Below are 25,889 nucleotides of genomic sequence, written 5' to 3'. Positions count from 1 at the left end.
CGACTCATTTGCCGTCGGCTTGATGGTGGCCGGCGGCGCGGCGCTCGACCGGCGGCGCCTGCGAGCGCGCCGCCGCGGCCTTGATGTACTTGACGGTGACGGGCGAGAGATCGTCGCGACCGACCCGGGCGTCGATGACGGCGAAGCCGCGCGCTTGATGCGCCTGCTCCAGCGCCGCGCGAAGGTCGCTGACGCTGGTGGCCTCGAAGCCCGCGCCGCCCCACGCTTCGGCCAGCCGTGCGTAGGGCCAAGGGGGGATGTCGAGCAGCTCGCGGCGCTCGGCGACCGGCCGGAAGATGCCCCATCCGCCGTTGTTGACGACGATCACGATCGGATTAGCGCCGAAGGCTGGCGCGTGCGAGATCTCCGGCCCGGTCATCTGGAAACCGCCATCCCCGCAAAGCACGAGCGGCCGCAGCCCGCATCCGACCTGCGCGCCGAGCGCGGCCGGCACTGCGAATCCCATCGAGGCGTAAAACCCCTGGGCGAGATAGGTGCCGCTGTGCGGAACCCGCACGTCAAGCCCACCAAACAGCATATCGCCGGATTCGGCGACCACCATGTAGCGGCGGTGGGTCGCCAGAAAGTCATTGACGGTGGCGAGGATTTCGGCCACCCGCAGCGGCGCCGCCGCCCCGTTGGAGCTGGTTACCTCGCCGAGGTTGTCGGCGTAGTGGACGGTCTCGTGATGGTGGCGCAGATGCTGCTTGAGCAGCGCGCGCACGAAGTCGCGTACGCCGACGTCGAGATAGGTGTGGTACTTGACGTCGACCCGGCGGTCGACCGCCCACACCGTGCGGTCCTGGATGATCTGTGGCGGCCGGTTGCCGAAGTTCATGTCCGTGCGCAGGCATCCGAGGTTGAGCACGAAGTCCGCCTCGTCCATCCGCGCGACGATCGCCGGCGGGCTGATCGGACCGACGTGGACGCCCATGTACAGCCGATGGTCCATCGGAAAGGCGCCCTTGCCAAGCACCGTCGCCATCACTGGCGCGCCCATCCGCTCGGCCAGCTCAACCAGCTCGCGCGCCGCTTTGTAGCGATGGATCTCGATGCCGGCGATGACCACCGGGCGGCGGCTCTCGTTGAACATCGCGGCGGTCTCGCGCGCGGCTTCTTCGACCCGGCGCGCGTCAGAGTCGTGAAAGCGCAGCCGTCCGTCCCATTCGATGATCTCATCGGGCACCTCGATTTCGCGCCCGACCATGTCACGATGGATCTCAATATAGCCCGGCCGTTGCTCGGCCCAGATCGCGCGCACCACGTCGTGGAGCTGAGATGCGGCGCGGCGCGGGTCGGTGAGCACGGCCGAGGCGCAGGTCACCTCTTTGTAAATGCGATGCTGTGATTCGATCTCGCGCGCCTGATGATGGATGAGCGTGCCGAGCTTGCGCTCCTCCTCGCCCGGTCCACCGGAGAGGACGAGCACCGGCACGCGCTCGGAAAACGAGCCTGCCACAGGGTTGACCATGTTGTGGCCGCCGGCGCCGTAGGTTACGCAGATCACGCCGATGCGGCCGGTCGCACGCGCGTAGCCGTCGGCGGCGAAGCCGACCCCGGGCTCGTGGGAAAAGGTGAGAATCTGCGGCCCCTCGCGCCGCCCCAGCGCGAAGAACAGCTTGAGGGCGAGGTCGCCTGGGATGCCGAAGACGTGGGTCGTGCCGAGTTTGCGCAGGTAGGCGAGCAGAAAGTCGCCGAGCGCCATATGCCGTTTCACCCGCGTGCCCTCCTCTCCGCCCATCTTCGATTCTAGCAGAATCGGCGGCCAAGGCGCGTCTGAAGCGCCGGTCAGCTGCGTGCTTCGGCGAGCCCAAGGCCGCGGCTTGGGCGGCAGGCAGTGGTGGGGTATAAGATGAAAGGTTCACCGTGTTCAGCCGAATTCTCAGGATGCAATTGCTCGGTCCGCTCCAGATGCGCGGGCTGATCATGTTCCTGCCCCAGTTCGCGCGCGTCTTCTGGCGCCTGATGACCGATGCGCGGGTGTCGATCATTGCCAAGGCGGTGCCGGCGCTGGGTGTGCTGGCGCTGATTTCGCCGCCGCTGCTGGAGCTGGATTTCATCCCGATTGTCGGCGAGCTTGACTGGATCGTGGTCGGCCTCATCTGCCTGAAGCTCTTCATCTGGCTGTGCCCGCCCGACGTGGTGCGCGAGCATGTCAGCGACGTCGCGCGCGGCGTCTGAGCGGTGAGCCCCACAATGCCATCGCAAGCCATCCCGTCCGGAGACGTGTAGATGCGATCGCGGATTACCCTGTTCGGCCTCGCCGCGTTAGCCATCATCCTCATTGTGCTCGGGCTCGCCGACGAACTGCTGGTAGATTTCCTGTGGTTCGGCACCCTCGGCTATCGCTCGGTATTCCTGACCCAGCTCGGCGCGCAGGCCGCTATATTCGGTGCGGTTTGGTTCGTGGCCTTCATGGCGATCTGCACAAGCGGGCTGCTGGCGGTGCGGCTGAGCCACGAGCGCGAGCGGCTGCACATCGTGCGCCGCTCTGAGGAGATGGTGGAGGTCAACCTGCCCGAGCTGATCCGCGCGCTGGGCGATCGGGTGCCGTGGCGGCTGTTGGTGGTCGCGGCGGCCGCGGTGCTCGGGCTGTTCGCGGCCTCGGGCGAGGCGGCGTCGTGGGATACCTATCTCAAGGGGTTTTACGCAGTGCCGTTCAATCTGCGCGACCCGGCCTTCCACCGCGACATCGGCTTTTACGTCTTCACCTTGCCACTGCTGGAGGATTGGCGCGACCTCTTCTTGCTCATCCTGCTCCTGACCGCGGCGGTGACCGGCGCCATCTACTGGGCGCGCGGCGCGCTGGACTTCCGCGACTCCCCGCCGCGTATTGCACCCGCCGCGGCAGCGCATCTGTCGGTGCTGCTCGCGCTGTTTTTCGTGCAGCGTGCGATGAACTATTGGCTGGCGCGCCCGGAACTGCTGCTGCACACCAACGGCGTGGTGTACGGCCTGCGCTACGTCGATCATGTGCTGTGGGAGCCGGGGCTGTGGCTGCTCGTCGGGCTGTCGTTCGTGGCAGCTGCGATCAGCGTGTACAACGTCGGCGAGCGGGGGCTGCGGCTGCCGGTGGTGGCCGTGATCGTACTGGTCGGGCCGGCGGTTTTTCTCAACCTGCTTCAGCCCGTGATCGAAAAGCTCTACGTCAAACCCGACGAGCTGCGGGTCGAAACGCCCTACATCGAACGCAACATCGCGATGACCCGCCGCGCCTATCATCTGGACACGGTTGACGTCCGCCAGTTCAACGGCAAGGGCACGCTGACGCACGCCTCACTCGAAGAGGACGCGCCGACCGTGGACAATATCCGCCTGTGGGATCCGCGCCCGCTCATCGCGACCTACCGCCAGCTCCAGGAAATCCGCCTCTACTACGATTTCCTCGACATCGACATCGACCGCTATTGGATCAACGGCAAATACACCGAGGTGATGCTCTCGCCGCGCGAGCTCAACGTCGGGCTGCTGCCCGAAAACGCGCAGACCTGGGTCAACCGCCATCTCAAGTTCACCCACGGCACCGGGCTCACGATGAGCCCGGTCAACGCCAAGGACAGCGAGGGGCTGCCCGTCTTCTACATCAAGAACATCCCGGCCGAGTCCGACGTCGGCTTCAAAATCACTCAGCCTGCGATCTACTTCGGCCAGGAGCCCGACAACTACGCGATCGTCAAGGCCGCGACCAAGGAGTTCGACTACCCGCTCGGCGCCGACAACGTGTACGCCTACTATGAGGGCAGCGGCGGCGTGCCGGTCAGCGGGCTATGGCGCCGGCTGCTATTCAGCTACTTCTACCGCGACATCAACCTGCTGGTCACCGAGAACATCATTCCGGGCAGCCGGATCATGATCCGGCGCAACATCAGCCAGCGCGTCGCCCGCCTGGCGCCGTTTCTGAACGAGGACCGCGACCCGTACGTCGTGATCCACGACGGGCACCTGGTGTGGATTCTCGACTGCTATACCACGAGCGATCACTACCCTTACTCGCAGCGCAACCCCGAGAGCATCAACTACATCCGCAACTCGGTCAAGGTTGTGGTTGACGCATACACCGGCGCCACCGACTTTTACATCGCCGACCCCGACGACCCGGTGATCCGCACCTGGCAGAAAGTCTTTCCTGCGATGTTCAAACCGCTGTCGGCGATGCCCGAGGACCTGCGCGCGCACATCCGCTACCCCGAAGATTATTTTCTTATCCAGGCCGATATCTACCGTACCTACCACATGAAGGACCCGGCCGTGTTCTACAACCGTGAGGACCTCTGGGGCTTCCCACGCGAGAACTACGCCGACGAGGTGGTGCCGATGCAGCCGTACTACGTGGTGATGCGGCTGCCGGGCGAAAAGCACGCCGAGTACATCCTGATGCTCCCGATGGTGCCGCAGAGCCGCGGCACCGTGCGCGACAACATGATCGCGTGGCTGGCCGCGCGCTGCGACGGCGCGGACTACGGTCACCTGTTCGAATTCGCCTTCTCCAAGGATCGCCTGTTCTACGGGCCGTATCAGATCCAGGCCCGCATCAACCAGAACCCCGACATCTCCCAGCAATACTCGCTGTGGAACCAGATGGGCTCGAAGGTCATCCTCGGCAACCTGCTGGTATTTCCGATCGAGAACGCCTTGCTCTACGTTGAGCCGCTATACATCCGCGCCCAAAACGGCCAACTCCCCGAACTGCAGCGCGTGATCGCGGCCTACAGCGACCGAATCGTGATGGGCAACGATCTGCAGGGCACCTTGGCGGCGCTGTTCAAGGCACCCCCTGAAACTTCGCTGCCAACCATCACGCAGGCCGCGCCCGCACAGCAGACAATCGCGATGGGTGCGCCACCGGCAGCCAAGCCGCCGCCTCCGCCCGTCAAGGGCAGTCTCAGCGCGGCGAGCATGCACTACAACCGCGCATTGGCCGCATTGAAGGCGGGCGACTGGGCAGAATTCGGCACCGAGATGCAGAAGCTGGGCGCCGAACTCAGCCATCCCGGCAATTCGGCCGGGCAATAGCCCGGCGCACCGCCGGGCGGCGCATGGGGGAAACCAGGTGAGCGATCAATCCGCAGTGCGTCAGGGCGAACACCGGGCCGGCGCGGCGGCGGGCGATCCGCTGGCGAGCGCGATGAACACGCTTGCCGGGCTTGCCGCATCCGCGGCTGGCCACGGTGCCGCCTGCCTTATCTCGTGGCAGCGGCTGGCCAACGGCGGCGCCGCGTACGCGCCCGCGGACTCACGCTGGGAGCCGGCGCTGTGGGCAATCCTGGGGCTGCTGTGGCGCCAAGGCGGTGCCGACGGTAACGCTCCGGACCTCTCGCTGCATAAGAACCCTGCGATCACCAAGCCGATCGCGCTTCGGATGAGCGCGGCAGAAGTCGCGCTACGATGCGGGCGGGCGCTCCCCGTACAGACGCGGATGGAAGCGCTGGGGGTGGCCTGCTCGTCCTCGCCTACCGCGCTGGCGAGCGTGATTCTGCTCGTGCCACAGGGCGTCCCGGCCTCCCAGAGCGACGCGCTTATCGAACTCGTTGAGCGCCAGGCGTTGGCCGAACTGGCGCTGAGCGAGGAAGCCGCCTCGCTATGGTTCTGGCGCGACCGTGCGGCAACCGCCGCTGAGCAGCTCGCCGCCGAGCGTGCCGCCGCGCGCCGCGAACGTGACGCGCAGTCGCGCGCCGAGCGCGCAATCACCGCGGCGCTGAAGCTCAAACCGCGCGAGCGCTGGAGCGGGATCGGCAAACTGTTCGCGGCCAGCGGGCCGTTCGCCGCCTGGGCAGTTGCGGTTGCCGACCAGGGAGCGGCGGCGCCGCGGATTGTGGCCACCTCGTCGACGAAGCTGGCGGCCGCGCTCAAGCCGGACGCCCGCAGCGCGCTTGGCGAGGCGATCCGTCGCCGCGCGACGATCGTGCGCGCGCTGGCGGAACGCGGCGCCGCCGACAAAATCCTCCGCGCCAGGGCACGCAGCAGGGGCAAACCGGCCGCCGCGCGCGGCGCTTTTGCCGAGGACCGCGTGTTTGATGGCTTCGCCGCCTACCTTTGCGTTCCGTTCGAGGGCGGCGCGATAGCGTTGTCCGCCACCCGGCCGCTTGAACCGGCCGCACGCGGGCGAGCCGAGGCGCTGGCCGCGCGGCTGAGCGCACTGACCGCGGGATGGGTCGCCGAAGAGCGTCTGGCGGAGACGCGCGCGCTCGTGCGCGAGCTCGGCGCGCGGCTGTTCACCACCGCCGATGCCGAGCGCGCGCGTATCGCGCGTGACCTGCACGACGACCAGGCCCAGCTTCTGGCGGCAGCGCGCCTCGCACTGGAGGGCGGACGCGACGAGGCGCGCGCCATCTTCGAGCAGCTTCAGAACGGGTTGCGCGCGCGCTTGCGCGAATTGCGCCCCGCCGCGCTGGGCGATCGCAAGCTTGCCGACGCATTGCGCGCCGAGCTGACGCGCGTTGCCGAGGCGGGAGTTGAAACACAACTTGCCGGCGCAAACGTGGCCGACCGCCTGCCCGCGAGCGCGCAACAAATCTGCTTCCAGGTGGCGCGCGAGGCGCTTGCCAACGTCGCCCGCCACGCGCATGCGACGCGCGTCGAAATACGGATCGAGCGCGCCGACGGCATCGCGCGCCTGACCGTCGGCGACGACGGCCGCGGGATCGAACCCGGCGCGGCGGACGAAGGCGGTGGCGGGTTGGGCCTTGCGGGGCTGGCCGAGCGGCTCGAATACGTCGGCGGCAGGATAAAGCTTGAATCGCGCAAGGGGATGACGCGGTTGGTCGCCGAGATCCCGATTTAGTCGCGATGAGCGCCGGGCGCATCAGGGTCCTCATCGCCGACGACCATCGGCTGTTCCGCGAGGCTTTGCGCGCGGTCCTCGCGCGCGAATTCGAGGTAGTTGGCGAGTCGGCCAGCGGCGAGGAGGCGCTCGAGCTCGCGGCGCGTCTTCGGCCCGAAGTTGTGTTGATGGACCTGCGGATGGCGGGAATTGGCGGACTCAACGCGGCGCATCGCCTGGCGAAGCTCAAACCCGCCCCCAAGGTCGTCGTTCTCAGCGGCTACGACGACGAACAGTACGTAATCGAGGCCATGGTCGAGGCGGGCGCGGCGGGATATGTGCTTAAGGATGACTCTGCGACCGACCTGTTGAGCGCGATACGGGCGGTGGCGACCGGCGGGCGATACCTGAGCAGCGCGGTCGCGCCGGCGCTGATTGCGCGGCTGCGCAATCCCGAGCATGCGGCGGACACCGGCCTCAGGCTCACGCGGCGCGAGCGCGAGGTGCTCAAGCTTATCGGCGAGGGCCTGACCGCCAAGGAGATCGCCGCCCGCCTGCGCATCGCGCCCAAGACCGCTCGGGTCCATCGCGACAATCTCAAGCGCAAGCTCAACGCGAAATCGACCGCCGCGATCGTGCGGTACGCGATCGAGCGTAAGCTGATACGCGTCGATTGAGCAGGCCGTCCGGGCAGGCCGCGCGTGTCATTCACGATGCGGCCGTGATACTAGACTGATGCCCAACCGGGCAGGAGCGAAGCGATGGCAGAGATGGACTTGTTCGAGGCGATGTACACGGCGCGGGCGATCCGGCGTTTCAAGCCCGATCCGGTGCCTGACGACGTGATGACCCGTGTGCTCGACGCGGCAATCCGCGCGCCCTCGGGCAGCAACGCGCAAGGCTGGATCTTCGTGGTGGTCAAGGACGCTGAGAAGCGCCGCCGGCTCGGCGCGATCTACAACAAGGCGTCGAAGATCCTGACCGCGCTCTACGCGCAGCGCCCTCGCGCCGCGCACTTCACCGAAGAGCAATACCAGCGCTTCATGAGCTCGGTGACCTACCTGTTCGAACACATGGGCGACGCCCCGGTGCTGCTGCTCGCCTGCCTCAAAGCGGCGCCCGGCCCCGCGCCCAGCGGGCTCAGCCCCGAGGTGCAAAGCGCGATGGCCAGGGCGGCGCGCACGCAGGGCGCAAGCATCTACCCCGCCGTGCAGAACCTCATCCTGGCCTGCCGCGCATTCGGCCTCGGCACCGTGCTGACGACGATCCACACCTTCTTCGAAGACGAAGTCAAAGCTGTGGTGGGACTGCCGCCGGAGGTCTCCACGTACGCGCTGATGCCGATCGGCTATCCGCGTGGCAAGTTCGGTCCGGTGCGCCGTCTGCCGGTCAACCAGGTCGCCTGCCTCGATAGCTACGACACTCCGTGGCCGGGCGTTGCGGTTACGGTGGTCAAGACGAGCTAGCGCCGCCGTCTAACACGGAACGCCAGGCAACGAATCACGCAGTCCCGGGCCGGGCGGGCCTCCATACCCGCCTCGCCTGAGTTTCGAACCGCGCCGCTTCTCCTTCTACAGGTGCTGTTTGAAGAACGCGACCATCCGCGACCACGCCTCCTTGGAGTGCGCCGGATGGTATGAAGGGCGCTCGTCGCACATGAAGCCGTGGTCGGCGTCGTTGTATAGGACGACGTCGGCCGGCTTGCCGGCCGCCTTGAGCGCGTCGCGGAACTTGTCCACTTCGGCAAGCGGGATGAAAGCATCCTTGCCGCCGAAGAACGCCAGCACCGGCGCTCGCAGCCCCGCGACGTAGTCGAGCGGTGACTTGTCGCCGCCGGGACCCGGCCGCCCCATCCCGCCGCCGTAAAAAGGCACCGCGGCCTTGACCTCCGAATTGCGGCAGGCGGTAAGAAATGCGACGCGGCCGCCCATGCAGAAGCCGACCGTGCCGAAGCTGGGTTTTGCTTCCTTCAGCCCCTTGAGGTAGTCGATCGCCGCCGTCATGTCCGCGACCACCTGCTCGTCGCGCAGCGTTCCCATCAGGCGCAGCGCGCCGGGCAGGTTGTCGTAGCCGACCACGTTGTCGGGCTGGCGAAAATAGAGATTGGGCGCGATCGCGATGAAGCCCTCGGCGGCGAGGCGCTCGGTAATCCTGCGGATATTGGCGTTGAGGCCGAACGCCTCCATCACCACCACCACGCCCGGGTAGGGGCCGCCCGTGGCCGGCCGCGCCAGGAAGCACGGCATCCGCTCGCTCCCGCTGTGTACGCTGACTTCCTGCTTGACGATTTCCATCGAATACCTCTCCTTGCACGCCGAGGCCGCGATCACCCGGCGTATCTCCCGGCGTATTTGTCGATCGAATCTCTCGCACACCTTGTCGGGATGCTCAAGCGCGCACGCCCCGGCAAGACGACGCGCAATGGAATCGCTAATATACGAGGGCCGCCGCGCAGCGCGCGCGCCGACATCGCGATGATCCCGCTGCGCGACAACGTCGCCCGCCACCGCCTCAGCCCCATCAACACGCTGCTCATCGCGGTCAACGCCGTCGTCTTCATTCACGAGGTCGCGTTAGGCAGCCGGGTCGGCGCGTTCGTCGCACGCTACGCGATGGTGCCAGCGCTGGTCAGCGGAGCCCATCTGCGCACGAGCGTTTGGATCGGACGCCGGCCCTGGCCGCCGCTGACTCTGGTGACGGCGCTCTTTGTCCACGGCAGCATCAGTCACCTCGTCGGCAACATGCTTTATCTCTTCATCTTCGGCCCCGCGGTCGAGGAGCGTAGCGGCGCGATGCGCTACCTGTGGTTCTACCTGGCCAGCGGGCTCGCGTCGGGAGCGGCGACGGTCGCGATGGCGCCCGCGTCGCGGGTGCCGGTAATCGGCGCCAGCGGCGCGATCGCGGGGGTACTTGGCGCCTACTTCGTGCTCTACCCGCGCGGGCGCATCCTGGCGCTCTTCCCGCCGTTTTTCCTCTTTGAACTCCCGGCGGTGGTTTACCTGATCTTCTGGTTCGCAGTGCAGCTCTACTGGGGAATCGTAAGCGGCGCGGCGGGTATCCTGGTGGGCGGCGTGGCTTGGTGGGCGCACGTTGGCGGTTTCCTGTTCGGCGTCGCCGCCGGGCCGCTGGTAGTGCGCGAGCCGCCGCGCCGGCGAATCGGACGAGGTCAGTAGGGCGGCTGCGGTCCGCGCCCGCGCTTGTTCACAGGTCGAGTCAAGCGGCGTGCGCGATCGCATGCTTGACCTGTTAACACTGTCTAAAGATCTGAGGTGACAATCTGTTACCCTGCTTGTCCGCGCTCGCTGCTTCGCCGATACTTGAGCGTTGTTGAGTGGAGAGGCGGTTGTGGCGGCGGCATCGACGGACGACATTCTCAGACGCGTTCCCCCGCAAAATCTCGAAGCCGAGCAGTCGGTGCTCGGCGCCGTCCTGCTCGATAACGAGTCGATCAACCAGGCGCTCGAGATCCTGAGCGCCGACGACTTCTACCGCGAATCGCATCGCGAGATCTTTCGCGTGATGGTCGAGCTTACCGACCGCAGCCAGCCGGTCGACGCCATCACCATGACCGACGCGCTGCGCACGCGCGGCCGGCTCGAAGCCATCGGCGGTCCGGCCTATATCGCCGAGCTCGCCGCCTGCGTCCCGACCGCCGCCAATATCGCGCACTACGCGCGCATCGTGCGCGAGAAGGCGGTGCTGCGCGCGCTCGCCTCAACCGCGACCGAGATCGCCTCGGCCGCCTACGACGCGCCCGCCCGCGTCGACGAATTCCTCGACGAGGCCGAACACCGCATCTTCGAGATCTCCGAGCGCCGCATCCGCGCCTCGTTCCACACGATGCACGAGCTGACCCGCGAGTCGCTCAAGATCATCGAGCGGCTCTACGAGCAGCGCGAGATGGTGACCGGCGTGCCAACCGGCTTCACCGACCTCGACCGTATCACCGCCGGCCTCCAGCCTTCCGACCTCATCGTGATTGCCGCGCGGCCGTCGATGGGCAAGACGGCGCTCGCGCTCAATATCGCGGCCTACGCCGCCACTGAAGCGCAGCCGCGCCGCGGGGTGGCCTTCTTCTCGCTCGAAATGTCCAAGGAGCAGCTCGTGCTGCGGCTGCTGTGCTCCGAGGCGCGGGTGGACAGCTCCAAGGCGCGCGCCGGCTATCTCGACCAGCGCGACTTTCCCAAGCTCGCCCAGGCCGCGGGACGGCTCGCCGAAGCGCCGATCTTCATCGACGACAGCTCCGACACCACTCCGATCGTGCTCAAAGCCAAGTGCCGGCGCCTGGCGCGCGACTCAAGTGCCAACCTCGGCCTTATCATCGTCGATTACCTGCAACTGATGCGCTCGGCGCGACCGGGCGAGTCGCGCGAGAAGGAGATCGCCGAGATCTCGCGCTCGCTCAAGGCGCTGGCCAAGGAACTCAACGTTCCGGTGATCGCGCTCTCGCAGCTCAACCGCCAGGTCGAAACACGCCCCGACCGCCGTCCACTGCTCGCCGACCTTCGCGAGTCAGGGGCGATCGAGCAGGACGCCGACGTAATCGCCTTCATCTACCGCGACGAGATGTACCATCGCGATTCCAAGGAGCCCGGGGTCGCCGAGGTGATCGTCGCCAAGCAGCGCAATGGCCCCACCGACACCGCCAAGCTGACCTACATCAGCCAGTTCACCCGCTTCGAGAACTACGCCCCCGAAGACAGCGTGTACGGCGCCGAGGAGAACTGACGGGTCCGATGGGATTCATGCCTCATCCGACCCTCCTCCTCGTGTCATCGCGAACGGAGCCTGCGAAGTAAAGGATCTCGCGCCGAGCTGCTCGGCGTGGTTTCGCCGACGAAGCCTTCCGCACGGCGCTGCCGCGCAATTGCATAGCGCGGGCGCGGCGAGTTAATTTGCGACCAGCATTTTCGGAGGGCGCGCATGAACCGCTGGAAGATTGGCGACGTCACGATCACCCGCGTCGTCGAGATGGAGACCACCTCCAAGGCCACCTTCGTGCTCAAGGACGGCACGCCCGAGAATATCCGCACCGTCCCCTGGCTGCGCCCGCATTTCGCCGCCGAGGACGGCAAGGTGATCATGAGCGTGCATGCGCTGGTGGTCGAGTCGCAGGGTCTTCGCATCATCGTCGATACCTGCATCGGCAACGACAAGCGCCGCCCGTTCCCTGGATGGAACATGCTTCAGCTGCCCTTCCTCGCCGATCTCGAGAGGGCCGGCTTTCCGCGCGACTCGATCGACCGCGTCCTGTGCACGCACTTGCATGTCGATCACGTCGGATGGAACACGATGCTGGTTAACGGCAAATGGGTGCCGACGTTTGCACGCGCCCGCTACCTCATCGGACGCAAGGAATGGGAGCATTGGTCCACCGTCGAGGCCGCCGACACTCGCGACATCCTCGACGACTCGGTGAGGCCGGTGTTCGACGCCGGCCTCACCGAGCTGGTCGAAAGCGACCATCGGATCACCGACGAAGTGCGGCTGGAGCCGACTCCCGGCCACACGCCCGGCCATCACAGCGTGCGCATCAGTTCGCGCGGCCAGGAGGCCGTGATCACCGGCGACCTGATGCATCATCCGGTGCAGATGGCGCATCCGGAATGGGGCAGCTTTTTCGACTCCGACTACGAGCAGGCGATCAAAACCCGGCGCGAGTTTCTCGCGCGCTACGGCGACAAGCCAATTCTCGTGCTGGGAACGCATTTCGCCACGCCCACCGCCGGACGCATCGTGCGCGACGGCGACACGTGGCGGTTCGCAGTTTGATTCAGAGGGCGAGCGTCGCAGCCCGCCCTTCTTCCGGTTGACCCAGGCGAGGCGCCTGCGGCCTGCCCCGGGGTGTGACTTATCCCCGCATTTTCGCTATTGGCGTCGCTGGAGTTTGTATCGCAACCAGAAAGGAGTGCACCTGCGATGGCCGACGAAACCGCCGCCGCCCCGCCCCCTGACCGCGAGCAGATTGCGCTTGCGATGTGGGACAAGCGGATGCGCGCGGCGCTCCGCCCCCTGATCACGAAGAAAATCATCACCGAGCACAGGCGCGACCCGCTGGGCCATCACAGCGACGCTCTCAACCGCGTGCTCAACTACATCCGCCGCCGCGCGCCTTGGGGCAAATGCGTGGTCGTCTGCACCAAGCCGTTCAAACAGTGGCGCGTGGCACGCCTGCCCGGCGCCCGCGGCCAGGTGCCCGTGTTCATCGACGAGCGCACGTACAACTCCGAAGCCAAGGCGATGCACGCAGCGTTCCTGGTGCGGATCGAAGAGCTGATGCGCGACTAGGCGGCGCGCCTGCGCTCAGCGCGGCCGCCCGCTCGATTCTGACGGAGACCTACAGTCATGGCCGAAACTTCCATCCACGGATACAGCGATCGGATAAGCGTCGCGCCCGGCGAGCGCATCCGCTTCATGGTCAGCGTCGAGGGCGCGGCGCGCTACCGTGCCGACATCGTGCGCCTCATCCATGGCGACGCCAATCCCGCGGGTCCAGGCTTCAAGGAGGAAGTCGTCGAGACCGCAGTCAGCGGCGACCACCCCGGACGCACGCAGCCGATCCGCGCCGGCTCGCACGTGCTCATCGACGATCCGGGCGGCCTGCTCAACGTAGGGAATTCAATCACCGTGCACACCTTCATCATGCCGACCACGCCCGCGAAGGGCGTGCAGGGAGTCGTCACGCGATGCGACCCGGAGCGGCGGATGGGATGGGCGCTGCTGATCGATGGGCAAGGACGGTTGGCTCTGTGGCTGGGCGACGGCGCCGGCCGTCTCGTACAAGTCGCGGCGACGACGCCGTTGATGGCGGGGATATGGTACTCGGCGGGCGCAAGTTACGACGGAGCCACCGGGCGCGCGATCGTGCATCTGGCACCGGTGGTCAACTCGTACAACTCGCGGGTCGGGCCGGTGGCCGCGCTGGCGGCGCCGGTCGTGCGTGAAGTCGATGTCGAGCGCGTCGATTTCCACTCGCAATCGGCGGCGGTAATCGCCGGTTGGGCCGAAGGAACGTCTACTGCGGGCGCGACCCTCGTCGGCGGCCATTATAACGGCAAGATCGATCGCCCGCGCGTTTACGGCCATGCGCTGAGCGCGGACGAACTGGCGGGACTCGCGGCAGGACGCGAGCCGGACAGCCGGGGGCTTATCGCGCGATGGGATTTCGCCGACGGCATCGGTCCCATCGGCATCCCGAGCGACCGTGTCACCGACGCCTCGGGCAACGATCTGCATGGACGATGCGTCAACGCGCCGGCGCGCGCGGTGACCGGGCACAACTTCAGCGGCCGCGAGGAGCACTTCATCCATGCCCCGGCCGAGTACGGGGCGATTCATTTTCACGACGACGACCTCGAGGACGCGGGATGGGAGCCCAGCTTCGAGTTGATAGTGCCCGACACGATGCGTTCCGACGTTTACGCCGCGCGGGTGCGCGCCGGTAATGCAGTGGACTACATCCCGTTCTTTGTGCGTCCGGCGAGCGGTCGTCCCACCGCCCAGGTGCTCTTTCTCGCGCCGACGGCGAGCTACATGGCTTACGCTAATGAGCATCTCGGCGTAGACGTGGGTGTAGGCGACGCAATCATGGGCCACACCACGGTCCTCCAGCAGGAGGACCTCTACCTTTGCGCGCATCCCGAGCTGGGGCTTTCAACCTACGACCATCACTCCGACGGCAGCGGCGTGTGCTACTCGTCACGGCTGCGCCCGATTCCCAACATGCGCCCCAACTACCGGCACGAGACCGGCTCGCTGTGGGGCTTCGCCGCTGACCTCGATCTCATCGGGTGGCTCAACGCCAGGGGTATCCGCTACGACGTCGCCACCGACGAAGACCTGCATCGCGAAGGCGCCGCATTGCTCAGAAACTACCGCGTCGCGCTCACCGGTACGCATCCCGAGTACTACTCGTCCGCGATGCTCGACGCGATGGAAGCGTTCCTTGGCTCGGGCGGGCGCCTGATGTACCTCGGCGGCAACGGCTTTTACTGGGTGACCTCGTTCCATCCCGACAAGCCCCATTTGATCGAGGTGCGCAAGGCCGAGGGCGGCTCGCGGGCATGGCAGGCGCAACCCGGCGAGTATTTCCATAGCACCACCGGCGAGCGCGGAGGCGTATGGCGCAATCGCGGACGCGCGCCGCAGAAGCTGGTCGGGGTCGGCTTCGCCGCGCAGGGATTCGACCGCTCGTCGTACTTCCGCCGGATGCCCGACAGCCGCGACCCGCGCGCGAGTTTCATCTTCGCCGGCGTCGGCGAGGACGAGCTTATCGGCGACTTCGGCCTGGTCGGCGGCGGCGCGGCGGGCCATGAACTCGACCGCTACGATCTGTCGCTCGGCACACCGCCCAATGCGATGCTGGTTGCATGCTCCGAGGGCCACAGCGACAGCTACCAACGGGTGGTCGAGGAAATCTACTTCATGTACCCGGGCGCGGGCGGCACCCAGGACCCGGGCGTGCGCGGCGATATCGTGTACTACACCACCGCCGGCGGCGGCGCGGTCTTCTCCGCCAGCTCGATCGCGTGGTGCGGCAGCCTTTCGCACAACAACTACGACAACAACGTCTCGCGCATAACGGCTAACGTCCTCGAGCGCTTCCTGAGTGCCGAGCCGCTGCCGGCTACGTCGTGACCGTTTACAGATGCTCCCTTCAATCGGGCGGGCCGGATAAAGTCCTGACAGGCGCGCCCCGCGCGGGCGCGGACACGCGATGACGAGACGTCAGGTCGGAACGGTCGCCGAGCTGTGGCGTTACCCGGTCAAGTCGATGCGCGGCGAGCGCGTCGCGGAGGTTATGGTGACCGAGCGCGGCGCGGCGGGCGACCGGCTGTGGGCGATGCGCGAGCTCAAATACGGCGGGATCATGAGCGCGCGCCTGTTCGCCGCGATGCTCCAGTTGCGCGCGACCTGCGAGAGCCAACCGGCGAGTGCCACGACGCCCCGGGTCAGGATTGAACTGCCTGACGGCGCTACAATCCACGCCGGCGATCCCGGCGCCGACGAAATTCTTTCGTCGCTGTTCGGCTTCGCCGTGCGCCTGGAACGTCCGCGCGAGGGGCCGCTCACGATGGAAGAGATCGCGGCGATCCGCGACGGGCGTGCCTTCCTGCCCCCGCGCGACCTCTACGACGAGGACGTCCTGCATGTGCTCGCAAGCGGCACTCTCGCCCATTTGCGCCAACTGCGCCGGGGCGACTCAGACTTCGACGTGCGTCGCTTCCGCCCGAACATCTACGTCGACACCGGTAGCCGCGCTGATTGCTTCGTCGAGGACGAATGGCTCGGCGGCGAACTCGAGATCGGCGCCGATGGCATGCGGGTGGTCGGGATGCGGCCGGCGCTGCGCTGCGCGCTGACTATCCACGCGCAGGCCGAGTTCGGCCCCGACCCCGCGATCCTGCGCACGGCCGCACGGCATCACGACGCCTACGTCGGAGTATTCGCCTCGGTCGGCGCTCCCGGCCGCATCCGAATCGACGATCCCGTCTGGCTGCTGACGGAACGCTCGGCGGCGTGCTAAAGCGAGACGGATAATCGGTGCGAGCACGCCATTCGTGCCGGGATTTTGGGGAGCATCAAGATGGCCAATCTGCTTGAAGGAAAAATCGCTCTGATCACCGGCGCCGGCAGCGGAATCGGGCGCGTCGCCGCGCTAACCTTCGCGCGCGAGGGCGCTACCACCGTCTGCGCCGACGTCAACCGTGAAGGAGCCGAGGCGACCGCCGCCGCCATCCGCGAGGCCGCAGGCAAGGCGGAATCCACGACGGTGGACGTGAGCGACGACGCCCAGGTGCAGGCGCTGATCGCGCGGATCGTCAAAACCCACGGCCGGTTGGATTGCGCCTACAACAACGCTGGCATCGAGGGCGACGTCATCGACACCCACGAAACCTCCGAGCGCAACTTCGACCGCGTGATGGCGATCAACGTCAAGGGCGTATGGCTGTGCATGAAGTACGAGATTCGCCAGATGCGCAAGCAGGGCGGCGGCGCGATCGTCAACACCGCTTCGGTCGCCGGCCTCTCGGGCTTTCGCAGCCTGCCGATCTACGTCGCGAGCAAGCATGCGGTGGTCGGCCTGACCAAGAGCGCGGCGCTCGAAAACGCCGAGGCCGGAATCCGGATCAATGCGGTCTGCCCCGGCCCGGTGGATACGCCGATGATGGAACGAATCACCAACAACGAGGGACAGCCGAAGCGCAAGGACTTCGAGGCCTTCGTCCCGATGCATCGTTACGCCGTGCCGCAGGAGATCGCCAACGCGGTCGTATGGCTCTGCTCGGAGCAGGCGTCGTACGTCACGGGCTTCGCGATGCGCGTCGACGGCGGCGTGGCGGCCTCGTAGCGTCGCCGCAAAGCGTCCGGCGAGCTGTGCTAGCCGCCTGCCCTCTGGCTCAGCCTGATCCCGAGCTGCGCGGCCGCGTTGCCGCCGAACATTCGCGCCAGGGTCGCTTCGTCGATGTGCGCGCGGCTCATCGCGTCGATGGCGTCCCACGCGCTGGTGGTGTCCTGGTGCGGGTAGCGCGAGCCCCAGATGACTTTCTCGGCGAAGGAATGGGGCAGCTTCCGGATCAGCCGCTCCTCGGCGTCAAAGCCGAGCATCACGTTGCCCTGCTCCCACATCTCCTCGGTGTCGGTGCGCACCGGGTAGTGATGGAGAAGCGGGATGGTGCGGGTCGAGGCTTCCATCTTCTCCAGCACCTCTTCCATCCACGACGCCTTGCCGTGCGCGACCACCACTTTCATCTTCGGATAACGCTGCATCACGGTGAACGCGATCAGCGCGGCGGCGACGAACATGTGGTTGTCCAGCCACGGGGCGAGAATTTGCGCGATCGGATGGCCCAGCGGCGGCGAGGCCGCAAAGAAAAAGCTTTTCGCCGGGCCGCCGCCGGCCGCCGGCCCGCCGCCCGCGTTGAGTACCAATGCGTGCTGATTGATCCGGCCCTTGATCTTTTCGAAAAATGGGCCGTGCGAGGTCCACTCCGGATTCCATAGTCCAGCGGTCGGATGCACGGCGGCCGCAATCCCGAGGCTTTCGAGCTCGGCCCACAGCGGCTCGAAGTAGGGATGGGTAAAGTAGCGTCCCTCGATGAACATCGGGCGGATGAAGGCGGCGCGCAGGCTTGGAATCTTCGAGATCCGCCGCAGCTCCTCGACCGTGTAATCCATGTTCTGCAACGGGACCATCGCGGCCGCGAACAGCCGCTCCGGCGCGATCTTGCAGAAATCCGCAACCCAGTCGTTGTAGGCGCGGGCGAGCGCGTAGGCAACGTCGGGATCCTCGACCAGATGGAACCCCTCGGCGAACCAGGTCGGATAGAGCAGCGCCTGATCGACGCCCATCGCGTCCATGTCGCGCAGACGCGCGTGCGGGTCGCTCGCGCCGGCGCAGGCCGGATGGCGGACGTCGGGATCGAGTTCGCCAATCTGCTCCCACGTCATTCCGGGACGCCAGATCGCGTGGCGCGGGATGTTGGGGTTGACGGTGTCGCGGAAGGCCTTGCCGTTGACCTTGAGATAGGAGCCGAACTTGCCCTCCTCGCGCCAGAGCGCGTGTCTGGCCAGCGTGCGATACTCGGGCTCGACGTACTTTTCCCACAGCTCGCGCGGCTCCACCACGTGGGAGTCGGCGTCGAAGACGGCAAAGTGTTTCCTGCTCATGGCTGATGCTCTCGCACACCCGTCCGCAGCGCGCGATTACGGCGCTAGCGGCGGAAGGCTGACTCCGGTTTGAGCGCCTCCTTGATTTCCGCCTCGGTCGGCCACCAATCGGGCCGCTCGATTTCGGTTACGCGGTCGCGGATGAAATTCCTCGGCGCATCGATGTGATACAGCTTGCGCGCGTTCTCGCCGAGGAACTTGGCCTGATAGGACTCCGGCAGCTCGCAGCTGCGCATCGTCTCGATTGCGCGCCAGGCGTCGTCGCCGTCGTGATGGTAGACGTCGGAGGACCAGGCGAGAATGTTCTCGTAGAACTCTGGATAGCGCGAGGGTGGCGCCTCGTCGCCTTCGAAGCCGGTCACGCAGTGCTCGAAGAAGGTCTCGCTGGGAAGCCGTTTGAGCGGCGGCAGCTTGCGCTCGTTGCGGTAGAGCTTGTAGGCCTTATCGCACTCGTCGAGCAGGAAGCTCAGCCAGGTCGAGGAGGCCTCGAACACGGCCGCGCGGACCTTGGGGAAGCGCTCGAAGAATCCCGTCATCAGGACCATCACCACCCACAGCGCTGCCTCGGCCTGGAAGTTCTGCACGTTGGTGAGGAACGAATGCGGCAGCCCGGCGGAGCTGGCGGTGAGCGAGATCAACTCGGCACCCGAGTGCTGTTCAGTATAGCCCGGCGGCTTGAGCGAGCCGAAGGCCGGAAACGGATGCATCCCGTAAACGACTCCGGTCTCCTCCATCGCCCTCCATAGCCGCGTGTACTTGGGCTGGATCGGGTAGTTGCCCATCGCGTCGATCGGCCGAATCAGCCCGACGCGGCATCCCTTGGCCGCCACCCGCAAGAGCTCCTCTTCGGCGTACTTGGGATTCTGCATCGGCAGCATCGCCGCGAAGTACAGCCGCTCCGGGTTCGCCTGGCAATACTCCCAGGCCCAGTCGTTGTACGCCTTGCACATCGCGCGCGCGCCCTCGGAGCTCTGGATCCAGGGATAGGTGTCGATGTCGGTGGGGATAATCATCACCTGGTCGATCCCCTGGACGTCCATGTCACGCAAGCGCGGCTCGGGCAAATAGGAGCCCTTGTGATCGAGGTAGTCGGCCTGTTCCTTGTTGATCGCGCTCTTGCGGCTGAGGTTGCGGACATTGAAGGCGCGCTGGATATCGTGCTTCAGTCCGGGGCCGGCCAGCGTCAGCACGTTGACCTGCCCGACCATCCCGCCGTAGCGCTGCGAGCCAAGACCCGCGCCGGCGAGCCCGTTGACGACGAGCTGCTTGCTCTCCGCGTCAAACCACATCGAATTGCGCAGAGCGTGGAACTCATCCTTGGTCAGGTAATCCTTGGCCCGCTCCCACAGCCACGGCGGCTCGGTGACGTGCGCATCGCAGTCAAAGGTCGGAAAATTTTTCGTCATTGGCGCAAATTTCTGAACCGGCATCGCGCACCTCCGCTGACTGTCGTCCTCCGGCTAATACACCTGCTTAAGTTCTGTCACTCCGCCCGTCAACTTTCCAGCCACGCCTCGGGCATCGAGACCACGCGGTGGCGGGCGAAGATCGCGTCGATTTCCTTCATATCGGCCTCGGAGATCGACCATCCCAGCGCGCCAAGGTTGTCGTCAACCTCGCGCTCGTTGCGGCATCCGACCAGCGCCGTGCTGATGAGCGGATTGGAGAGCGTCCAGCGCAAGGCGAATTGCGGCAGGCTCTTGCCGTAGCGGCGCGCCATCGCCTTGAGCTCCTCGACCGCACGCAGGTTGTTGAGGTAGTGCTCCGGGCCGAACAGATGTTGGAACAGGTTGAGGTTGGCCATCTGGCCTCGGCGCGAGCGCCAGTCGCTCTTCTCGAAAGCCATCTCCTCGGTCAGGGTGCCGGTGAGCATGCCGTAGGCGAGCGAGCCGTAAGCCATCACGCCAACCCCGTGCTGGTGGAAGTAAGGGAAGATTTCCTTCTGCATCCGGCGGTCGAACATATTCCAGCAGTACTGCGCAACGTCCACCCGCCGGGTGCGCATGCAGGCCTGGATTTCCTCGAGCTTGAAATTGGAAAGGCCGATCGCGCGGACCTTGCCCTGCTGTACAAGATCGTCCAGCGCGCGCATCGTCTCGTCGAACGGCGTGTTCCGGTCCGGCCAGTGGATCAGGTAAACGTCCACGTAGTCGGTATCGAGGTTCTTCAGGCTGCGCTCGATCGACGCCGTTACGCGCTTGCGGCTGGAGTCGCGAAAGTTCGGCGCGTCCTTGTAGCCGACGCCGAACTTGGTCGCGATCACCGCCTCCTTGCGGCGCGCGCCGAGCGCCTTGGCGAGCGACTTTTCCGAGGCGCCAAAGCCGTAGGCCTCGGCGGTGTCGAAACAGTTTACACCCGCGTCGAGCGCGCGGTTGACCGCGCGGACGAAGTCGTTTTCCTCGATACTGCCGTAGCCGCCGCCGATCTCCCAGCAGCCGAAGCCGAGCGCCGAGACCTGGATCCCAGTCTGGCCGAACGCACGATATTCCATGATGTGCCTCTCCGCCGCCTTATGCGCGGGCGGCATCGCCTCGTCCGCGGGCTCGCCCTGGCAGGCCGGCCTCGCGGCGGTCGAGGCAATCGCTAGCATACGGCCGCCGCCGAATCCATGAAAGTTGCGGCGCTTTGGGCGCGCCTGCCGTACGGCAGGCGCGACTTTGCGCCAACGCGCGAGCATCTTCTCCCGTATCTCCAGATGTGCGCTGCAATAGGGCCGCCCGCCCTACTGGCTAGCCCTTGGCGACTGGCGCGGATGCGGGCGGCGGCGGCGCGGCTGACGCTGCCGGCTCGTTGCCGTTGGGCACATCATCGGCCGGGGGGTGATCGTCAGCCTCCGCGGCCGGCGGCGTCATCGGCAGTAGATTGGGAGTGCCAGGCACTGCCAGCGTGAGCGCGGGGTCGTGGGCGATCGCGTCGAGCACGCGGCGCGAGATCTCGTCGGAAACCTGGACTGCGTGGCGAGTGTCGGCGGGATAGCGGATCGTCATCTCGATCCCGCTCTGCCCGAGCCTCAGCCTGCTCTGCGGGCGCGGCGACTCAAGGCGCAGGTTGAGGTCGCGTTCGAGCTCGCGGTACTGGCGCTGCACGGTGTCGCGATAGCGCGCGTACACGTCATCGACCACTTCGAGCAGACGCTTCTCCGCCAGCCGGTAGTCGCATTCGGGCGCCAGCGTCAGCTTGAATTCGTTCCACACGAAGCTGGTCCCCGGGGCCTGGCGGAAGAAGTTGCCGTTGGGCTGGAAGACGATCGAATTGGGGAATACCACGACCCGCCCGGTCGGCTGGTTGGTTCCGCCGTCGCCCGACAGCTCCATCAGCGCCATCTTGAACAGCCCCAGCTCGACTACATCGCCATTGACGCCGGCGACCTGGACGCGATCGCCAACCCGGATCCCGTAGCGGCCGGTGACGAAGAAGTAGCCGGCGAAAGAAAGGATGACGTTCTGCAGGGCGACCGCTACCCCCGCCGCAGCCAGTCCCATCACGGTCGCCAGCGTCCCGAGTTCGGTGGCAAAGTTGAAGACCAGCACCAGGGCGACGAGCGCCGCCACCACCACCTTGCGCACCTGGAGCAATTGGCGGCGCCGGCGCAGGTCCTGCACGTAGCGGAAGGTCAGACTGCGCCAGACGATCGCCGCGGCAAAAACCGCGATCAGCAGGACGCCCAGCACAGCCAGCCGCATGATGAGCTGGCGCAACTGGGCTCCCGTGCGCTCCCTGACCAGCGCATCCCAGCGCTCCAGATTGGTCGTATATAGCTGGAGGACGACGAGCTGCTTGGCCAACGGCATCAGCGCGGCCACGAGCAGCTTGTGGCGGCGGATTAGCGCGTCGAACTCCTGCTTACGCCGGCGTACGGTGTCGAGATCGCCCACGCCGCCCTGCGCGGCAAGCTCATTGGCGCGCTGGTTGAGCGCTTGCAATCCAGTGACCAGCGGGGCGCGCGCCGCCTCCACAAGGCTCGCAAACCGGCGCGTTGCCGCCATCCGGTCTCCGAGCGCGTCGCGCTCGCGTCCCAGGCGCAGCATTCCCTCGATCGCGCCGAGCAACCCCACTCTCTGCGGTTGAGCGGCAGCGCCGGTGATAGGGCCTCGGCCAGCGGTGGCCGTTTTGCTCGAATCGCCGAGTTGCGGGATGCTCCGCTCAAGGGCGTCGATTTGGGGCGCGAGGCCGACCGACCTGCCCAAGCCGGAGGATGCCGCCTTGTCGAAATCGATAAAGGACTTGAAGGAATCGACGCGCGCCTGATTGAGCTCGATCTGGCTTTGCACGATCCCGAGCTGACGCGTCAGCTCGACGCGGCGCCGGCCGCTAGCCTTAGCGATCGCGGCCTTGAGTTGGTCCGCCTGTGCCTGCGCCTTCCGCAGGTCATCCTCGGCCTGCCCTTCCTTGGCCATTAGCGAGGACAATCCCGGAAGCCCTTGGCCGACTCCCACGGGTCCAGCGGCTCCTGCGGCGCCAACGACGTTGCCAACAGCGCCGGCCGGCAGCGCAATGAGCTGCGCTTCCCGCGCTTCGCTTTTGATCAGGTTGGCTCGTGCGCGGGCGTGCTCGAAGGCAAGTTGAACGATTTCAAGGGCCAGTTGGCGGTCGTCATCGAGATAGAGCATCTCGGCGGGCTGAGTCGCGAAATGCCCTTCGGTTGCCAGCCCGCGATACCAATCAATTGCCTGACCGAGAAAATTGAGCGTTTCGGCACTCTGATCGACGCGTGCCGAGGTAACGGTGGGACTCGCGGCGGAACTCGGACGGGCCGTCGCGTCAGCCGGCGCCGCAGCGGCCTGCAGCGCCGGCGCGCCCTTTGCCATCGAAGCCGCGCCCTTGCCGCCCGGCGCGGTTTCGGCTGTCGCAGCGGGCGAAGGCGCTGGGCCCGCCGCTCTCGCCGGGCGCGCACCTCCAGCAGCACACAGCGCGAACAGGCAGGCAACGAGCGCCAACGCATGCCGGCGCGGCCACGTGCACTGGGCGACCGCAGGCGACGCGCTCAGTTGCCCAACGCATCTCGCAACCGGCGCATCGGGCGCGCCACGTTGAAACCCTCGACTCATCCCGGCCATCCACCGGCCCGGCCGTATCCGCGGCCGGACCAGTGGTTCAGGCTAGCATCTGTGGCCGGATGGTTCGATCACCGCCGCATGCGTGGGTGCAAACACAGGTGCGGCGGCACCCGCGCCGCCATGCGCCGCAGGTAGTTCGCCAGCTTACAAACGGCCGGCGATGATCGCGCCTTAGCGCGCGTCGAGCGGGGATGACTTCCAGTTCGGAATCCCGGTGAGCGCGGCACGCACCTGTTTCAGGTTGGCTGCCGCCTCGTCATAGCGACCGTTGGCCAGTGCGATCTGGGCCGCACGGTAATCCGCTTCCGCAGTCGGGCTGTAAAACGAGGCGAGCTCGAACTGCCTGAGCTGATGGCGCGTCTGCGCGAGCTGGATACGCGTCTCGTTGAGCGTCGGCACGACGTCGGCGTGGATGGTCATCTGCGGCGTTGCAGGCAGGTCACCGGCAAATGCCGGCGCCGCACCCGCGCCGAGTATCAGCGCCAACGCGGCTGCACTCGCAATCTTGGATGCCTTCATTCGCTCTACCTCCTCCAAAGGCGCCGACGCCGCGCTGGTGCGCCCAAACGGCGGGGTCGCCGACGTCGGGATGCCAGGCAACGATTGCGATTGGCGTACCACGCGCGCCGAGCCGACACCGTCCGATTCACCGGCTGGCTTCAGCAATCGAAAAGCCTCAGAAATGCGGAGAAATTCGCCTGCCGGCGCACCTCCCGCCGGCCAATTGATAACGCGAATGCGCCCGCGCAGCTCGGGCGCCGCTGTGCATTCTCAAAATGCTTTCCAAATTGCGAGGAAGTCGGCGGCGAGGAAACAAACGCGGCGAGCCTTTCGGCCCGCCGCGTTTGCGTCAGAATCCATGGCTCTGACGCCGTGGTCTAGGCGTCAAAGTACAGCACGAACTCGTACGGATGCGGACGCAGGCGCGTCTGGCTGACCTCCTTGGACATCTTATAGTCGATCCAGGTTTCCACCAGGTCCTCAGTGAAGACATCGCCCTTGAGCAGAAACTCGTGGTCGCGCTTGAGGTTGTCGAGCGCCTCCTCCAGCGAGGCCGGCATGCTGGGGACCTCGGCCAGTTCGGCAGGAGTCAGTGCGTAAATGTCCTTGTCAAGCGGTTGGCCCGGGTCGAGCCTGCGCTGGATGCCATCAAGCCCAGCCAGCAGCATCGCAGAGAATGCCAGGTACGGATTGCAGGTCGGGTCGGGGAACCGAACCTCGATCCGCTTGGCCTTGGGCGACGGCGAGTACATCGGGATGCGCACCGCGGCTGAACGGTTGCGGCTGGAGTAGGCGAGGTTGATCGGGGCCTCGAAGCCCGGGACCAGACGCCGATACGAGTTGGTGCCCGGGTTGGTGAAGGCGGCGAGCGCTGGCGCGTGATGGAGGATGCCGGCGATGTAGTGCAGCGCCAGCTCGGAGAGCCCGGCATAGCCCGAGCCCGCGAACAGCGGAGTCTCGCCCTTCCAGATGCTCTGATGGGTATGCATGCCCGAACCGTTGTCGCCGAAGATCGGCTTGGGCATGAAGGTCACGGTCATGTTGTGGCGGATCGCCACGTTCTTGCAGATGTATTTGTACCAGGTCAGCCAATCGGCCATCTTGACCAGGGACTGGAAGCGCATATCGATCTCGGCCTGGCCGGCCGTGGCGACCTCGTGATGCTGTTTCTCGACGCGGATCCCGACGCGCTCCATCTCGCGCACCATCTCGGCGCGGATGTCCTGGAGGCTGTCGTTGGGCGGTACCGGGAAGTAGCCTTCCTTGTAACGCGGCTTGTAGCCCAGATTCTGGCCGTCGCGCCCGCTGTTCCAGAAACCCTCCTCGGACTCGATGTAGTAGAAGCTGGAGTGCTGGTTGGTGTCGTAGCGGATGCCGTTGAAGATGAAGAATTCGGGCTCGGGGCCGAAGTAGGCGGTGTCGCCGAGCCCAGTCGATTTGAGATAGGCCTCGGCCTTGCGCGCGACGTTGCGCGGGTCGCGCGTGTAGTCGGCGCGCGTGATCGGGTCCGAGATGTTGCAGATCAGCGTAAGCGTGGGCTCTTTGGTGAACGGCTCCATCACCGCCGTGTCAGGGTCGGGAATAACGAGCATGTCGCTGGCGTCGATCGCCTGCCAGCCGCGGATCGAAGAGCCGTCGAAGCCGAGCCCTTCCTCGAAGGGCGATTCGTCGTGAAACTCGCTGATGGGCACGCTGAAGTGCTGCCACTGGCCCAGCAGGTCCATGAACTTCAGGTCCACCGACGTGGCGCCCTTGTCCTTGATCATCTGGAGAACTTGTTTGGGAGTCATCGGACGCGTAACCCTCCTGGCCGCTTAGGGGACGGCCAACCCCGTTGCATCGTAACTTAACACACGCGGCAAGCGCCGCAGGTTTCAAAACTTCGCGGCCGTAACAAGAAC

At 66.2% G+C, this 25,889-nt stretch carries 20 protein-coding genes; 12 read left to right on the top strand and 8 right to left on the bottom strand.

Annotated features, from left to right (window positions below; translation table 11 throughout):
• Window positions 1-4 precede the first annotated feature (4 nt).
• The gene (locus VFB33_09250) at window positions 5-1,717 is read right to left on the bottom strand and encodes a thiamine pyrophosphate-binding protein (GenBank protein HZO81870.1); all 1,713 of its coding nucleotides are present in this window, start codon (window positions 1,715-1,717) and stop codon (window positions 5-7) included.
• Window positions 1,718-1,866: 149 nt separating this feature from the next.
• On the opposite strand from VFB33_09250, the gene VFB33_09245 reads away from it, so the two are divergent.
• The 5 genes from VFB33_09245 (at window position 1,867) to VFB33_09225 (ending at window position 8,226) form a co-directional block, all read left to right on the top strand.
• Window positions 1,867-2,181 (top strand): hypothetical protein, encoded by a 315-nt coding sequence (locus VFB33_09245; protein HZO81869.1) that lies wholly within the window; start codon window positions 1,867-1,869, stop codon window positions 2,179-2,181.
• Between the two features lie 51 nt (window positions 2,182-2,232).
• Window positions 2,233-5,013 (top strand): UPF0182 family protein, encoded by a 2,781-nt coding sequence (locus VFB33_09240; GenBank protein ID HZO81868.1) that lies wholly within the window; start codon window positions 2,233-2,235, stop codon window positions 5,011-5,013.
• 37 nt (window positions 5,014-5,050) lie between these two features.
• Complete coding sequence (locus tag VFB33_09235; protein ID HZO81867.1) at window positions 5,051-6,781, top strand: ATP-binding protein; 1,731 nt, start codon at window positions 5,051-5,053, stop codon at window positions 6,779-6,781.
• Between the two features lie 5 nt (window positions 6,782-6,786).
• The gene (locus VFB33_09230) at window positions 6,787-7,437 is read left to right on the top strand and encodes a response regulator transcription factor (protein HZO81866.1); all 651 of its coding nucleotides are present in this window, start codon (window positions 6,787-6,789) and stop codon (window positions 7,435-7,437) included.
• Window positions 7,438-7,521: 84 nt separating this feature from the next.
• The gene (locus VFB33_09225) at window positions 7,522-8,226 is read left to right on the top strand and encodes a nitroreductase family protein (GenBank protein HZO81865.1); all 705 of its coding nucleotides are present in this window, start codon (window positions 7,522-7,524) and stop codon (window positions 8,224-8,226) included.
• Between the two features lie 105 nt (window positions 8,227-8,331).
• Here the strand turns inward: VFB33_09225 and VFB33_09220 are convergent, their stop codons facing one another.
• Complete coding sequence (locus tag VFB33_09220; protein ID HZO81864.1) at window positions 8,332-9,054, bottom strand: dienelactone hydrolase family protein; 723 nt, start codon at window positions 9,052-9,054, stop codon at window positions 8,332-8,334.
• A 57-nt stretch (window positions 9,055-9,111) separates the two neighbouring features.
• On the opposite strand from VFB33_09220, the gene VFB33_09215 reads away from it, so the two are divergent.
• The 7 genes from VFB33_09215 to VFB33_09185 all read left to right on the top strand — a co-directional run bounded on the left by VFB33_09215 (window position 9,112) and on the right by VFB33_09185 (window position 17,111).
• Complete coding sequence (locus VFB33_09215; GenBank protein ID HZO81863.1) at window positions 9,112-9,933, top strand: rhomboid family intramembrane serine protease; 822 nt, start codon at window positions 9,112-9,114, stop codon at window positions 9,931-9,933.
• A 172-nt stretch (window positions 9,934-10,105) separates the two neighbouring features.
• Entirely contained in the window at window positions 10,106-11,488 is a 1,383-nt protein-coding gene (gene dnaB, locus VFB33_09210; protein ID HZO81862.1) for a replicative DNA helicase, read from the top strand.
• A 195-nt stretch (window positions 11,489-11,683) separates the two neighbouring features.
• A complete protein-coding gene (locus VFB33_09205) occupies window positions 11,684-12,532 on the top strand; it encodes an MBL fold metallo-hydrolase (GenBank protein HZO81861.1) in 849 nt (282 codons plus the stop codon).
• A gap of 147 nt (window positions 12,533-12,679) precedes the next feature.
• Entirely contained in the window at window positions 12,680-13,048 is a 369-nt protein-coding gene (locus VFB33_09200; GenBank protein HZO81860.1) for a hypothetical protein, read from the top strand.
• A gap of 57 nt (window positions 13,049-13,105) precedes the next feature.
• On the top strand, window positions 13,106-15,397 hold the full coding sequence (locus tag VFB33_09195; GenBank protein ID HZO81859.1) for a N,N-dimethylformamidase beta subunit family domain-containing protein: 2,292 nt from the start codon (window positions 13,106-13,108) through the stop codon (window positions 15,395-15,397).
• 79 nt (window positions 15,398-15,476) lie between these two features.
• Complete coding sequence (locus VFB33_09190; protein HZO81858.1) at window positions 15,477-16,286, top strand: MOSC N-terminal beta barrel domain-containing protein; 810 nt, start codon at window positions 15,477-15,479, stop codon at window positions 16,284-16,286.
• 60 nt (window positions 16,287-16,346) lie between these two features.
• Window positions 16,347-17,111: a glucose 1-dehydrogenase gene (locus VFB33_09185; protein ID HZO81857.1), complete on the top strand. Its 765-nt coding sequence runs from the start codon at window positions 16,347-16,349 to the stop codon at window positions 17,109-17,111.
• Between the two features lie 29 nt (window positions 17,112-17,140).
• On the opposite strand, the gene VFB33_09180 is transcribed toward VFB33_09185, so the two are convergent.
• From VFB33_09180 to glnA, 6 genes are all read right to left on the bottom strand, one after another.
• Complete coding sequence (locus tag VFB33_09180) at window positions 17,141-18,430, bottom strand: amidohydrolase family protein (protein ID HZO81856.1); 1,290 nt, start codon at window positions 18,428-18,430, stop codon at window positions 17,141-17,143.
• A gap of 44 nt (window positions 18,431-18,474) precedes the next feature.
• Window positions 18,475-19,860, bottom strand: a complete 1,386-nt coding sequence (locus VFB33_09175) for an amidohydrolase family protein (GenBank protein HZO81855.1) — start codon at window positions 19,858-19,860, stop codon at window positions 18,475-18,477.
• A gap of 65 nt (window positions 19,861-19,925) precedes the next feature.
• Window positions 19,926-20,921: an aldo/keto reductase gene (locus tag VFB33_09170; protein ID HZO81854.1), complete on the bottom strand. Its 996-nt coding sequence runs from the start codon at window positions 20,919-20,921 to the stop codon at window positions 19,926-19,928.
• A gap of 238 nt (window positions 20,922-21,159) precedes the next feature.
• Window positions 21,160-23,238, bottom strand: coding sequence for a mechanosensitive ion channel family protein (locus VFB33_09165; GenBank protein HZO81853.1), 2,079 nt, complete (start codon window positions 23,236-23,238; stop codon window positions 21,160-21,162).
• 420 nt (window positions 23,239-23,658) lie between these two features.
• Window positions 23,659-24,006 carry a hypothetical protein gene (locus tag VFB33_09160; GenBank protein HZO81852.1) on the bottom strand — a complete coding sequence of 116 codons (348 nt, stop codon included), beginning with the start codon at window positions 24,004-24,006 and terminating at the stop codon, window positions 23,659-23,661.
• 359 nt (window positions 24,007-24,365) lie between these two features.
• Window positions 24,366-25,778: a type I glutamate--ammonia ligase gene (glnA, locus tag VFB33_09155; protein ID HZO81851.1), complete on the bottom strand. Its 1,413-nt coding sequence runs from the start codon at window positions 25,776-25,778 to the stop codon at window positions 24,366-24,368.
• Between the last annotated feature and the right edge of the window lie 111 nt (window positions 25,779-25,889).

This window comes from Candidatus Binataceae bacterium (assembly GCA_035650475.1).
Classification (GTDB): domain Bacteria; phylum Desulfobacterota; class Binatia; order Binatales; family Binataceae; genus JAKAVN01.
This window is presented reverse-complemented; position numbering and strand designations above follow the sequence as displayed.

Bases quoted from the DNA above. Each gene is read 5' to 3' on its own strand.
- VFB33_09240 (HZO81868.1), top strand. From the start codon at position 2,233: ATGCGATCGCGGATTACCCTGTTCGGCCTCGCCGCGTTAGCCATCATC.
- VFB33_09230 (HZO81866.1), top strand. From the start codon at position 6,787: ATGAGCGCCGGGCGCATCAGGGTCCTCATCGCCGACGACCATCGGCTG.
- VFB33_09225 (HZO81865.1), top strand. From the start codon at position 7,522: ATGGCAGAGATGGACTTGTTCGAGGCGATGTACACGGCGCGGGCGATC.
- VFB33_09220 (HZO81864.1), bottom strand. From the start codon at position 9,054: ATGGAAATCGTCAAGCAGGAAGTCAGCGTACACAGCGGGAGCGAGCGG.
- VFB33_09205 (HZO81861.1), top strand. From the start codon at position 11,684: ATGAACCGCTGGAAGATTGGCGACGTCACGATCACCCGCGTCGTCGAG.
- VFB33_09200 (HZO81860.1), top strand. From the start codon at position 12,680: ATGGCCGACGAAACCGCCGCCGCCCCGCCCCCTGACCGCGAGCAGATT.
- VFB33_09195 (HZO81859.1), top strand. From the start codon at position 13,106: ATGGCCGAAACTTCCATCCACGGATACAGCGATCGGATAAGCGTCGCG.
- VFB33_09190 (HZO81858.1), top strand. From the start codon at position 15,477: ATGACGAGACGTCAGGTCGGAACGGTCGCCGAGCTGTGGCGTTACCCG.
- VFB33_09185 (HZO81857.1), top strand. From the start codon at position 16,347: ATGGCCAATCTGCTTGAAGGAAAAATCGCTCTGATCACCGGCGCCGGC.
- VFB33_09180 (HZO81856.1), bottom strand. From the start codon at position 18,430: ATGAGCAGGAAACACTTTGCCGTCTTCGACGCCGACTCCCACGTGGTG.
- VFB33_09175 (HZO81855.1), bottom strand. From the start codon at position 19,860: ATGCCGGTTCAGAAATTTGCGCCAATGACGAAAAATTTTCCGACCTTT.
- VFB33_09170 (HZO81854.1), bottom strand. From the start codon at position 20,921: ATGGAATATCGTGCGTTCGGCCAGACTGGGATCCAGGTCTCGGCGCTC.
- VFB33_09165 (HZO81853.1), bottom strand. From the start codon at position 23,238: ATGGCAAAGGGCGCGCCGGCGCTGCAGGCCGCTGCGGCGCCGGCTGAC.
- VFB33_09160 (HZO81852.1), bottom strand. From the start codon at position 24,006: ATGAAGGCATCCAAGATTGCGAGTGCAGCCGCGTTGGCGCTGATACTC.
- glnA (HZO81851.1), bottom strand. From the start codon at position 25,778: ATGACTCCCAAACAAGTTCTCCAGATGATCAAGGACAAGGGCGCCACG.